Source organism: Microbulbifer agarilyticus (assembly GCF_019800665.1).
Classification (GTDB): domain Bacteria; phylum Pseudomonadota; class Gammaproteobacteria; order Pseudomonadales; family Cellvibrionaceae; genus Microbulbifer; species Microbulbifer agarilyticus_C.
In genome coordinates this window covers 32,356-45,484 of the sequence record NZ_JAHVKO010000003.1, presented here as the reverse complement: position 1 = coordinate 45,484, position 13,129 = coordinate 32,356, and the positions used below count along the sequence as shown (strand labels likewise).

The 13,129-nt window shown below is 56.7% G+C and carries 7 protein-coding genes; all 7 read right to left on the bottom strand.

Going from position 1 to position 13,129, the window contains the following annotated elements:
- Positions 1 to 27 precede the first annotated feature (27 nt).
- A complete protein-coding gene (locus KUV22_RS05950; RefSeq protein ID WP_222229346.1) occupies positions 28 to 1,404 on the bottom strand; it encodes an HD-GYP domain-containing protein in 1,377 nt (458 codons plus the stop codon).
- A 293-nt stretch (positions 1,405 to 1,697) separates the two neighbouring features.
- Complete coding sequence (hemE, locus tag KUV22_RS05945) at positions 1,698 to 2,777, bottom strand: uroporphyrinogen decarboxylase (protein WP_222229344.1); 1,080 nt, start codon at positions 2,775 to 2,777, stop codon at positions 1,698 to 1,700.
- A gap of 164 nt (positions 2,778 to 2,941) precedes the next feature.
- Complete coding sequence (locus KUV22_RS05940) at positions 2,942 to 4,360, bottom strand: FAD-dependent oxidoreductase (protein WP_222229342.1); 1,419 nt, start codon at positions 4,358 to 4,360, stop codon at positions 2,942 to 2,944.
- Between the two features lie 15 nt (positions 4,361 to 4,375).
- Positions 4,376 to 8,827 (bottom strand): glutamate synthase large subunit, encoded by a 4,452-nt coding sequence (gene gltB / locus KUV22_RS05935; RefSeq protein ID WP_222229340.1) that lies wholly within the window; start codon positions 8,825 to 8,827, stop codon positions 4,376 to 4,378.
- A 399-nt stretch (positions 8,828 to 9,226) separates the two neighbouring features.
- On the bottom strand, positions 9,227 to 10,312 hold the full coding sequence (aroB, locus tag KUV22_RS05930; protein ID WP_222229338.1) for a 3-dehydroquinate synthase: 1,086 nt from the start codon (positions 10,310 to 10,312) through the stop codon (positions 9,227 to 9,229).
- A 66-nt stretch (positions 10,313 to 10,378) separates the two neighbouring features.
- Positions 10,379 to 10,903, bottom strand: a complete 525-nt coding sequence (locus KUV22_RS05925) for a shikimate kinase (RefSeq protein ID WP_390625232.1) — start codon at positions 10,901 to 10,903, stop codon at positions 10,379 to 10,381.
- Positions 10,900 to 13,128: a type IV pilus secretin PilQ family protein gene (gene pilQ, locus KUV22_RS05920; RefSeq protein ID WP_222229336.1), complete on the bottom strand. Its 2,229-nt coding sequence runs from the start codon at positions 13,126 to 13,128 to the stop codon at positions 10,900 to 10,902. Before pilQ ends, KUV22_RS05925 begins: the two co-directional genes overlap by 4 nt.
- Position 13,129 lies beyond the last annotated feature (1 nt).

Here is a 13,129-nt window from a genome sequence, read left to right as displayed (position 1 = left end):
TACTCTGCTTAAGGAAAAACAGCGGGATTAACGGTTGGGCAGGAAGAGAGAGAGCAAGCCCGGTAAGCGCGGCTGACTCAGGTACTGATCACGAACCTTTGCCACATTGATCCCCGGATGCCGGCTTGGGTCCATATCCTGGGTAATGGTGATCAGGCCAGCGTCGGCGAGAGACTTTTTGCCTCGCTTGATCAGGGCTTGCTTGCGGTCATCGTCGGCCGCCATATCAAAAACTCGGGGTTTTTCCAGCAGCTGTCGCTTGGTATCGGTAACCAGCATCACCTTGGGCTTCAGGCGGCGCTGATGGTTTTGCTCTACAACAACCGCCAGCTCGCCGGTAGAGAGTTCTACCTGGGTACCTGTTGGGTACAGGCCAATGGACTGGATAAACTCCACCACCAGCTGTTCCTGGAAGGCTGCGTTGCGTAACTCATACAGCTGCGCCACCGCGTTTGAGGGTGGCACCGGAAATTCTGCACCGCGTGGATTGGTGGCCTCATCATAAAAAGTGACGATGCCACACATACGGGCCAGTACTGGAATCTGGCCACCGCGCAATCCCTTCGGGTATCCGCTGCCGTCAAACTGTTCCCGGTGACAGCGGACAATATTCAGCACCTGGGGGTCCACATTCGGATCGCTGGACAATAACCGCACGCTGTAATCAACAAACTTGCGATATTCCAGCTCCGCGCGCGGGCTGCGCTTTTCCGCGGCCACTATCTGTTGCGAGAGGTATAGCTTACCTACATCTTTCAGCAGGGTGGCAACGCCGAGGTGCACCAAGTCATGTCGGCGCAGGCCAATGTGGCGACCGAATACCACCGCCCAGATACTAGCGCGCACGGAATGGCTATAGGAGTGTTCATCTTTCGCCCGCACTCGGGCCAGCCAGGAGAAGGCGTCGGGGCTGCGCAGCACACTATCTACCATCTGGGAAATAGTCTGGGTCACCTGTGCGGTAGGCAAGGGCTGATTGGACTCCAGCTGCACCATCACCTGGTACATGCCCTGGATCATTCGCTGATGCAGCTTGCGCGCCTTGGACGCTTCTTTTCGCGCTGGCTCGGGAGCGGGATAGCTGTTGTGAGTAACCTGAACCGGCTTGCAATTGATTGCCACCGGAATACGGCGGGAAGCGGCCTTGCCGGACTTTTCTCTGGCGGCACTTTCGGCCGCAGTGCGGGTAAGCTTGCGCAGCTTTACGCCCACATCACCAACGGTTTTTGCAACATCCACGTAAACGAAGCGACAAAACTTCTGTAACTGGCGAATTTCTTCCAGATCGCGGATGTAAAAGCCTTGCAGGGCAAACGGTGTGCGCGTCCACGGGCGATCCAAGCGAGACACAAACATGCCCCGCTGCAAGTCCTCAACGAATACTTTCGCCTGCTGAATTTCCACTAGATAAGTGCCGCGTTAACCGTTTTGGTGTAATTGTTCGTTCTATTATTTTTATGCACAACCGGCGCCCAAGCAGGCCTGATTCTGGGGAAACAGGCCAAGGAAACGGATTGTCACATAGGGGCACCCACAGGCAGCCCTCTAATTTGTGATAATTATCACAAAATTGACGATAAACGCCAGTCCTAAGGGATCCTGTTAATCAAAAAGCCGCCATATTGGCGCTTTTTTTCTCATTAGGACCCAAAACCCAGGCTCGCGACCAAATTAACGCCACTTGGCCGCGATACACGTCAATCGTGATACTGCGGGGAAAGCTCCACCACCGCATCAAACATTGCCCCGGCATGTGCCGGGTCCACCTTGGGCGTTACGCCATGGCCAAGGTTGAAAATATGCCCACTGCCGCGACCATAACTGGCCAGGATGGACGCCACCTCTTCACGAATACGCTCGGGTTTGGCCAGCAGGATTGATGGATCCATATTGCCCTGCAATGCCACCTTGTCACCCACTCGGGTCCTGGCCTGGGCAATATCAGTGGTCCAGTCAAGGCCGAGCGCATTGGCGCCGGTATCGGCCATCGCCTCCAGCCACTGGCCACCACCTTTGGTGAACAAAATCACTGGCACCTGACGGCCATCAGCCTCCTTGATCAATCCCTGCACAATTCGCGCCATATAAGCGAGAGAGAACTCCCGGTAGGCAGTGTGGCTGAGGGCGCCGCCCCAGGTGTCAAAAATCTGCACAGCCTGGGCACCTGCGCGAATCTGCGCATTGAGGTAATCAATTACGGAATCCGCGAGCACCGATAGCAGCTGGTGCATGTCCTCGGGGCGGTTGTAGAGCATCTCCTTGGCGCGGGCAAAGTCGCGGCTGGAACCACCTTCAATCATGTAGGTAGCCAGGGTCCAGGGGCTGCCGGAAAAACCAATCAGCGGCACGCGGCCATTCAGCTCACGGCGGATGGTAGTTACCGCATTGGTGACGTAATCCAGATCCTTCGCCGTGTTTACCACTTCGAGCGCGGCGATATCCGCGCTGGTGCGGACAGGTTTCTTGAATTTAGGCCCTTCGCCCTCTTCAAAATACAAGCCCAGGCCCATGGCATCGGGAATAGTGAGAATATCGGAAAACAGAATCGCTGCATCCAGCGGGTAGCGCTCCAGCGGCTGCAAGGTCACTTCACAGGCCAGTTCGGTGTTGCGGCACAGATCCATAAAGGTGCCGGCCTTGGCACGGGTGGCGCGGTACTCCGGCAAATAACGACCGGCCTGGCGCATCATCCACATGGGGGTGCGGTCTACGGGCTGGCGCAGAAGGGCACGGAGGAAGCGATCGTTTTGAAGGGGGGCGAACTGATTGTCAGACATGAGGGCAACGGCTGGATAAATGGGCGGCCATTGTACTCTCGGGGTGGGATTTAGGACAGGGAGTCCAATGACGGAGCAAAGAGTTTATACAGAAGTGTCGCTGACAAGTGGAACCGCCAGATATCTTGCTGGCGGTTCCACCGGAAAAGATCACGGCTACAGGGTCAGACTTCGAGGAAGTCCAGGATACCCTCGGCAGCCTGACGGCCTTCCCAGATAGCAGTTACCACCAGGTCGGAGCCGCGCACCATATCGCCACCGGCAAACACTTTCTCATTAGAAGTCTGGAATTTGTATTCCTGCTTCTCCGGGGCAACCACGCCACCCCAGTCGGCCACTTCGATATTGTGATCACCAAACCACTCGGCCGGACTTGGACGGAAGCCGAAGGCAACCAGCACTATGTCCGCCGGAATAACTTCCTCGGAACCGGGCACCACTTCCGGGCGGCGGCGCCCGTTTTCATCGGGCTCGCCCAGCTGGGTAGTCACAACTTTGACACCCTCAACCTTGCCATCACCGACAATACCCACGGGCTGGCGATTGAACAGGAAGTTAACCCCCTCTTCTTTCGCGTTGGCCACTTCGCGGCGGGAGCCCGGCATATTCTCTTCATCACGACGGTAGGCACAGCTAACACGCTGGGCGCCCTGACGAATTGAGGTGCGGTTACAGTCCATGGCGGTATCACCACCACCGAGCACCACGACACGCTGGCCTTCCACGGAAATAAAGTCTTCCGCGTTCTTCTCCCAGCCCATGTTGCGGTTCACATTGGAAATCAGGAACGGCAATGCGTCGTACACACCAGGCAGGTCTTCACCGGGGAAGCCACCCTTCATGTAGTTGTAGGTACCCATACCCAGGAATACGGCGTCGTAATCCGACATCAGCTGATCGAAAGTAATGTCCTTGCCGATTTCGGTTTCCAGGCAGAATTCCACACCCATCTCGGTAAAGATGGCGCGACGCTGCTGCATCACAGACTTTTCCAGCTTGAACTCGGGAATACCGAAGGTCAGCAGGCCACCGATTTCCGGGTGTTTGTCGAATACCACCGGCTGTACACCATTGCGCACCAGCACATCCGCGCAGGCGAGGCCCGCGGGGCCAGCACCGACGATTGCCACACGCTTGTCGGTCTTTTTCACCGCGTCCATATTCGGACGCCAGCCCAACGCAAACGCGGTATCGGTAATGTACTTTTCCGCATTGCCAATGGTGACCGCACCGAAACCATCGTTCAGGGTACAGGCCCCTTCACACAGACGGTCCTGCGGACACACGCGGCCACACACTTCCGGCAGGGAGTTGGTCTGGTGACTCAACTCCGCCGCCTCCATGATGTTGCCTTCACTGATCAGGCGCAGCCAGTTTGGAATGTAGTTGTGCACCGGGCACTTCCACTCGCAGTAGGGGTTGCCGCAATCCAGGCAGCGATGCGCCTGGTTGGCCACCTGCTTCTCGGTGAAAGGCTGGTAGATTTCCACAAACTGGTTGGTGCGGGTAATGATATCTTTCTTGGCGGGGTCCACTCGGCCCACGTCGATAAACTGAAAATCGTTGTTTAGACGCTCTGACATAAGTAAATCTCCCCCTTATTCGCCGCGCTTGCGCACATCGGACAGCAGTCCGGCGAGGCTGGCCGCCTTCGGCTTCACCAACCAGAATTTGTTGAGGTAATCGTCGAAGTTATCCAACAACTCCGCGCCCCAGGCACTGCCGGTCTCGGCCACGAATTCTTCAATCACTTCGCGCAGATGACTCTGGTATTCCTCCAGGGCCTCACTGCTGATACGGCGCAGCTCGATCAGCTCGTGGTTGCACTTGTCGAAGAAGTCGCGATCCATATCCAATACATAGGCAAAACCACCGGTCATACCTGCACCGAAGTTGACCCCGGTTTTCCCCAGCACCGCAACCATACCGCCGGTCATATACTCACAGCAGTGATCGCCGGCACCTTCAACCACGGCGTAGGCACCGGAGTTACGCACACCGAAGCGCTCACCGGCGCAACCGGACGCGAACAACTTGCCGCCCGTGGCGCCGTACAGACAGGTGTTACCAACAATGCTGGTTTCCTGCGAGGCGAATTCACTGCCTCGCGGCGGACGAATAACCAGCTTACCGCCGGCCATACCTTTACCAACATAGTCGTTGGCATCGCCTTCGAGATACATCTCCAGGCCACCGGCATTCCACACACCGAAGGACTGACCGGCAACACCGGTGAGGCGCAACTTGATTGGCGCATCCACCATGCCCTGATTGCCGTGGCGCTTGGCGATCTCACCGGACAGGCGCGCACCAATGGAGCGGTCGCAGTTGGTAAGCTCGAAGCTGAACTCGCCACCGGCAAGGTTTTCAATCGCCGGCAGGGTCTCTTTCACCATGCGCTCCGCCAACAGGCCCTTGTCCCATGGCTCATTCTTGGCCAACTGACAGGTCTGCGGCTTGCTGTCGAGCAGCTCGTCGGTGTGTAACAGCGGAGACAGGTCCAAGGTTTTCTGCTTGCTGGTTTCGCCAGCCAGGGTTTCCAACAGGTCCACGCGACCTACCAGCTCATCCATGCTGCGCACGCCCAGGCTCGCCATCCACTCGCGAGTTTCCTCGGCCACGAACTTGAAGAAATTCATCGCCATTTCCACGGTGCCGATGTAATGCTCGTCACGCAGCTCTTTGTTCTGGGTGGCGACACCGGTGGCACAGTTGTTCAGGTGGCAGATACGCAGGTACTTACAACCCAGCGCGACCATCGGCGCGGTACCGAAGCCAAAGCTCTCGGCACCCAGAATTGCCGCCTTGATCACATCGAGACCGGACTTCAGTCCACCGTCAGTTTGTACGCGCACATTGCCACGCAGGTCGTTGGCACGCAGAGTCTGATGGGTTTCCGCCAGGCCCAGCTCCCACGGGGAACCGGCGTAACGAATGGAGGTAATCGGGCTTGCCGCGGTACCGCCGTCGTAACCAGAAATGGTAATCAGGTCCGCATAGGCCTTGGCCACACCAGCGGCAATGGTGCCGACGCCGGGGCGCGACACCAGTTTCACCGACACCAGCGCATCCGGATTGACCTGTTTTAGGTCGTAAATGAGCTGCGCCAGATCCTCAATAGAATAGATATCGTGGTGCGGCGGCGGCGAAATCAGAGTCACACCGGGCACCGAGTAGCGCAAACGCGCGATCAACTGGTTCACCTTGCCGCCAGGCAGCTGGCCACCCTCACCGGGCTTGGCGCCCTGAGCCACCTTAATCTGCAGTACTTCGGCATTCACCAGATAGTGCGGGGTGACCCCGAAACGACCGGAGGCAATCTGCTTGATCTTGGATACTTTATCGGTACCGAAACGCGCCGGGTCCTCACCGCCCTCACCACTGTTAGAGCGGCCACCCAGGCGGTTCATCGCCTGCGCCAGTGCTTCGTGGGCCTCTGGAGACAGTGCGCCGAGGGACATGGCTGCAGAATCGAAACGACGCAGAATGTTTTCCGCGGGCTCTACTTCTTCCAGCGGAACCGGCTGTACATCTTTTTTCAGGCCCAGCAGGTCACGCAGGGTGGCGACCGGGCGTTGGTTGATCAGCGTGGCGTAATCACGCCAGGCGCCGTAATCGCCGGTGCGCACTGCTTGCTGCAACGCTTGTACCACATCCGGGTTAAACGCGTGGTATTCCTCGCCGTAGACAAATTTGTGCAGGCCGCCGGGGGAAACCTTCTTGCGCGGCTTCCACGCCAGCTGCGCGCGCGCGCGCATGTCGTCTTCCAGCTCGGCAAAGCCTGCACCCAGTACCCGTGCCGGGGCTTCCGGGAAGCACAGGTCGATCACTTCCTGGGACAAACCCACCAGCTCGTACAGCAGGGCGCCGCGATAAGAGGCAATGGTGGAGATACCCATCTTCGACAGGATCTTCAGCAGGCCTTTGCAGATACCAGTACGGTAATGCTTCTGCGCGGTAGCCGCGTCCAGCAGCAGTTCACCGGTTTCGATCAGGTGATTGATGATGCTGTAAGAGAAGTACGGGTGCACCGCGGTAGCGCCAACGCCAATCAGGCACGCCAGCTGGTGCGAATCGCGCGCGGTGGCGGTATCGACAACGATATTGGAGTCACAGCGCAGGCCGGCGTGCACCAGATGGTGATGCACGGCACCGGTGGCCATCAGCGCATCGATCAGCAGCTTGCCTTCTTCGATGTCGCGATCAGACAGCACCACAATTACGGTACCGTCTTCGCGCACGGAGTCTGCCACTTCGCGACACAGCTTTTCGATCGCGCTCTTCAGATCCAGTTGCGCGGGATCGTAATTCAGGTCGAACACCTTGGCGGTGAACTCTTCGCGCCCCAGATCCAGCAGCGCGGTGTACTTCATGTGAGAAAGCACTGGCGAGGAAAGGATTACGCGGTCCGCGTGTTCGATGGTTTCCTCGAACACGGATTTTTCACGCCCCAGGCAGGTTTCCAGGGACATGACGATGGTTTCCCGCAGCGGATCGATCGGCGGGTTGGTGACCTGCGCAAACTGCTGGCGGAAATAGTCGTACAGGCAGCGGTTACCTTCGGACAGCACCGCCATGGGGGTATCGTCACCCATGGACCCGACCGCTTCCTGCCCAGATTCCGCCAGCGGACGGATCACCTGATCGCGCTCTTCCAGAGATGAACTGAACAGCTTCTGGTAAACCTTGAACTGGTCCAGGGAGAAATTGTTATCCACCGGTGCCGTCACCAGCGTGGAACGGATGCGACGGGCTTTTTCCTTCAGCCACTTCTTGTATGGGTGGGCTTTTTTCAGCTCACCATCCACTTCACCGGTGTGGCGCAGCTCACCCTTCAAGGTATCCACAGACAGGATCTGGCCAGGTCCGAGGCGCCCCTTGGCCACCACGTCCGCCGGGTCGTACTGGTAAGTACCCACTTCCGAGGCAACGGTGATGAAGTCGTCCTTGGTGATCACCCAGCGCGACGGGCGCAAGCCATTGCGGTCCAGGGTACATACCGCGTAGCGGCCGTCGGTCAGCACCAGGCCGGCAGGCCCGTCCCACGGCTCCATGTGCATGGAGTTGTATTCATAGAAAGCGCGCAGATCGGAATCCATGGTATCGACGTTCTGCCACGCTGGTGGCACCAGCATGCGGATCGCGCGGTGCATATCGATGCCGCCCACGGTCAGAAGCTCCAGCATATTGTCGAGGCTGGAGGAGTCGGAACCAACACGGTTTACCAGCGGCGTCAGCTCGGAGAGCTCCGGCACCAGTTCAGTAATGAACTTGTTGGTGCGTGCCACCGACCAGTTACGGTTGCCGGTGATGGTGTTGATTTCACCGTTGTGCGCGAGCATGCGGAACGGCTGCGCCAGCGGCCAACGCGGCATGGTGTTGGTGGAAAAGCGCTGGTGGAATACGCAAATCGCGGTTTCCAGACGGGGATCGGCTAAATCCGGAAAGAACTTGGGCAGGTCCGCGGGCATCATCAGGCCCTTGTAGGACAGTACCGCGGTGGACAGGCTACCTATATAGGTATCTTGGGTAAGTTGCTGCTCAGCCTTGCGGCGGGCGACAAACAGTCGCGCATTGAACTGCTGCTGTTGCAACGCTTTTTCCGCGTTGTTGATCAACAGGTGCTCGAAGCGCGGCAGGGATTCACGGGCAATCGGCCCCAGGCATTCTTCATCAGTCGGCACCACGCGCCAGCCCGCCACCTGCAGACCTTGCTCCTGCAGCGCGCGCTCAAGAATTCCGCGCGCACGGGCGGCCTCGGTTTCATCCAGAGGCAACATGATGGAGCCAACCGCGTACAGGTCACTCAGGTCCTGACCAAGCTCCGCTTTGGCCACGGCGCGCAAAAAGCTGTCTGGCTTCTGCAGCAACAGACCACAGCCATCACCGGTTTTGCCATCGGCGGCAATGCCTCCGCGGTGAGTCATACAGGTCAGCGACTCAATCGCCGTCTGCAATAACTTATGGCTGGTTTGGCCCTTCAGGTGGGCAATCAGTCCAAAGCCACAGTTATCTTTGAACTCATCCAATCGATACAGACCGCTACCCATAGATTTCCTCAAAGTGTTATCGCTACCACGCGGGTGGTGAAGATCACTGCATCTGCACAGTGACAATCAGGTCACAGTCGGAGACCGATCCCGGGGGTATATTTATCTACTCTCGAGCCAAAGGTGCCGCAGAATCCACTGATTTTTTGAAACCCCAGTGACAAAAAAAGCCCACATAAAGGGCTTGGTGTTGCTCGCTCGCTGCGAGCCTGCGTTTATTGTTATCGGCTCTTTTCCCCGGCTTTCAGCGGGGGGGCGCGCAATATTACTCGCGTGACCCTGCAATTGCAAGATTTGGCAGTTTTTTCCGCTGTTAGCGGGCAGTTCGACCGATTTATCTTCTTTTTAGCGCAAGTTCAGACAAAGAATCCTCAGTTTGGTAAAAAAACTACAGATTCATCACTGCGCGCCGCAGGCGCGCAAAGCCTCAACCAGCTGATCTTTCGGCGTGTCGCTGATTATTTGTGCATCACCAAGCGCATGCAAAAGGACCAGACGCAATTTGCCGTCTTGCACCTTTTTATCCACCGACATTGCATTCAGATAGTCTTCAACTGTCATATCTTCGGGAGATTGTTGCGGCAAGTTGGCCTTTGTTAGCAGTGCGCGCAACCGCGCGACTTCGGCTTTATTTATCCATCCGCGCAGACAGGACAGCTCTGCCGCCATCACCATGCCAGCCGCCACTGCCTCACCGTGCAACCACTTGCCGTATCCCTGCACCGCCTCAATTGCGTGGCCAAAAGTATGGCCGAAGTTCAAGATGGCGCGCCGGCCAGACTCTCTCTCGTCCTCTGCCACAACCGCGGCCTTATCTGCACAGCTGCGCTCCACGGCATAGGCCAACGCCTGTGGATCCCGCGCGAGCAATAAATCCATATTTTCTTCGAGCCAGCCGAAGAAGGCTGGGTCACAGATCATCCCGTACTTGATGACCTCTGCAATTCCAGCAGAGAGTTCACGATCGGGTAGTGTGTTGAGGGTATCAATATCGATGAGTACCAGCTGCGGCTGATAAAAGGCGCCAATCATGTTTTTCCCGAGCGGATGATTCACGCCTGTCTTACCACCAACCGAAGAGTCCACCTGAGACAGCAAGGTAGTTGGCACCTGTACAAAATCGACGCCGCGCTGATAACAGGCGGCGGCAAAGCCGCTCATATCGCCGATAACACCGCCACCCAAGGCAACGATGGTGGTGCCACGATCATGGCGGCTTTCCAACAGGGAATCGAATACCCGGTTGACGGTATCCAAAGTCTTGAAGGCCTCACCATCGGGCAACTCGACAACATCGACCTTGGAAAATACTTTCAAGCCGTCGAGCACGGTCTGCAGGTACAGCGGCGCAATGGTCTCATTGGTAACCACAAGCACCTGTTTGCCACGGATATATTGCTCAAACTGTGAGGAATCAGTTAACAACCCCGAGCCAATCAAGATCGGATAACTGCGCTCACCCAGGTCGACATCAAGACGGTGCATGGTTACTCCCTAACGCGCACAAATTGGATATAAAGAGATGGGACAGAGAAAGTCTGTGGGAATTACTTACGCGGTGGACTGCGCGGCGAGACGATCGGCGACAAGTTGTGCAGCCTGTTTTGGCGTACAGTTGTCGGTATCACAGACCAAATCCGCGACCTCCGCGTAATAGGCTCCGCGCTGCTCGAGAATCTCTGCGAGCTTCGCTCGCGGATCGTCCACCTGCAATAAGGGACGATTGCTATTTTTCGAAGTGCGTTCCACCAGCTGATCAAGGCTTGCTCGCAGGTACACAATAAAACCACCTTGCTTGAGCAGCTCGCGGTTTTCTTGCTTTAGAACGATGCCGCCACCAGTCGCGATGACCTGTGCCACACCGTTGCACAGATCCCGCAACACCTCACTTTCGCGGCGACGGAAACCGGCCTCTCCCTCCACATCAAAGATCCAGGGAATGTCGGCACCGGTACGGTCTTCCAACACCTTGTCAGAATCGGCAAAAGGCAGCCCGAGCTGGGCTGCCAGTAATTTGCCGATAGTGGACTTGCCGGCCCCCATGGGACCGACAAGAAAGATAGGCTCGGAGATCACTTGCTAAAGGACAGGAACTCGTCCTGCATGATGCGAGGCGTAATGAAGATCAACAGTTCGCGCTTATCTTCTTCACGACTGGTGCGCTTGAACAGGTGGCCGAGGAAGGGAATATCACCCAGGAACGGCACTTTAGTCTCACCCTCGAGGGTTTGCGCTTCAAAGATACCACCCAGCACAATGGTCTCACCGTTAGCGACCAATACCTTGGTCTGCAGTGAGTTCACGTTAATTGCCGGGATTTGAGCACCGGTAATCACGTTGGTGAACAGCTCACCGACACTGTTCTGGTCGATATTCAGGTTCATGATGATGTTGTTATCCGGCGTAATCTGCGGAATAACATTCAGCAATAGAACCGCTTCCTTAAAGGTGACCGACGCGGCACCTGAAGAAGTGGCTTCCAGGTAAGGAATCTCCACACCGGAGCGAATACTTGCTTCCTGTTTATCGCCGGTCACCACTTTCGGCTGGGAAACAATTTCCGCTTTACCCACGTCTTCCAGCGCAGACAACTCCAGACCAAGTAGGAAATCATCCTTCAGAATGGCGTAGGCTACGCTGCCCACAGAATTAGACACACCCAAATCAACCAGAAGCGGGTCATGCAGCGTCTGCGGCGAACTGAGATCAGGGACGCTACCGTCGCCATCGGAAATCAAACCTACCTGGGAGCCGGAACCAATACCTAGACCGTCATCGCCAACATTGTGGTCTTCCATATAGCTCCAGCGTACGCCGATGTCACGCAAGAAGCCGGTATTCGCGGTAACAATACGCGCTTCAATCATTACTTGGCGAATCGGAATATCGATCGCATTAATCAGGGCGCGGAATTGTGAAATTTTTTCCTCGGTGTCGGTAAGAATGATGGTATTGGTGCGTTCATCTACGATGGCGCTACCTCGAGTAGACAGGATGCTACGCCCTTCCTGATCCTCGCGGCCGCCGCCTGCGAAATTACCCTGACCAAAGCCACCGCCCTGAGCTCCACCAAGGTCGCCAGCAAACAGCGTGAACAACTCACGAGCATCAGCATAACGAATCTGGATATATTCGGTACGCAGCGGCGCCAACTCTTCCAACTGCTTGCGAGTCTCCAACTCACGGCGTTCACGTTCGGCAATCTCGGCAGCCGGCGCCACCATAATCACGTTACCTTCCTGACGCTTATCCAGGCCCTTGGCCTTCAGGATCAACTCTAGCGCCTGGTCCCAGGGCACACCATCGAGACGAAGAGTAATACGCCCCTGAACGGTATCACTTGCCACAAGGTTCAGGTCGGTAAAGTCAGCAATGAGCTGCAGTACAGAGCGCACTTCAATATCCTGGAAGTTCAGCGACAGCTTCTCACCAGTAAACGCAAACTCTTGCTGCTTTTCACGCACTTGCGCCACGGTCAGCGGCTTGACGCTGAGCACATATTCATTGTCCGCCTGATAGGCCAGGTAATCATAATCGCCATCGTGGGGATCAACGGTAATTACAGTATTGCGGCCGTCATAGTCGACGCTAATAGAATTTACCGGCGTCGCAAAATCCGTCACATCCAGACGTTGGCGCAAAGATGGCGGCAGTTCTGCCCCCAGGAAAGTCAGTACGATTTTACCGCGGGTACGCTCCACATCAATATTAACTGCGGGATCACTCAGGCTAACAATTACCTTGCCCTCGCCACCCTCACCGCGACGAAAATCAACATTGTTGATACCAACGTTGCTCGCGGCCTTGAACTGCGGGCTACCGCCGACATTGGTGGTACTGCGTACGGGTGCAGCGGCTACCGCGGCAGTGGTAGCACTGTCGGCACCGACTTCCAGTACAACCTGGTTGCCAACACGCTCACTGGTGTATACCGGCAGGCTGTCCAAATTCAGAATCAGACGGGTGCGGTCTTCACCGGATACGATAACAGCGCTGCGCGCAGCGCCGATATCCATGCTGTATTTCTTTTGTGGCAGCACGCTTTCCACACCTGCGAAATCCATCACAATGCGCGCAGGCTGCTCAATGGTGTAGCCAGTAGGCTCCGGCGGCACATCACTAAAGGTGAGACGCAACTGCAGGCGACTGCCCGGCAGTTCGGAGAACTGGATATCGTTCAATTGGCTGGCCATGGTCGGCACCGCCAAAGGCAGAATCAGCAGGCCCAGCAGCAACGCGTTTGCGCGCGACAGCTTATTGGCGCCCCAGGCCAATACTCGGGCGAGTTGCTTGATGATCATT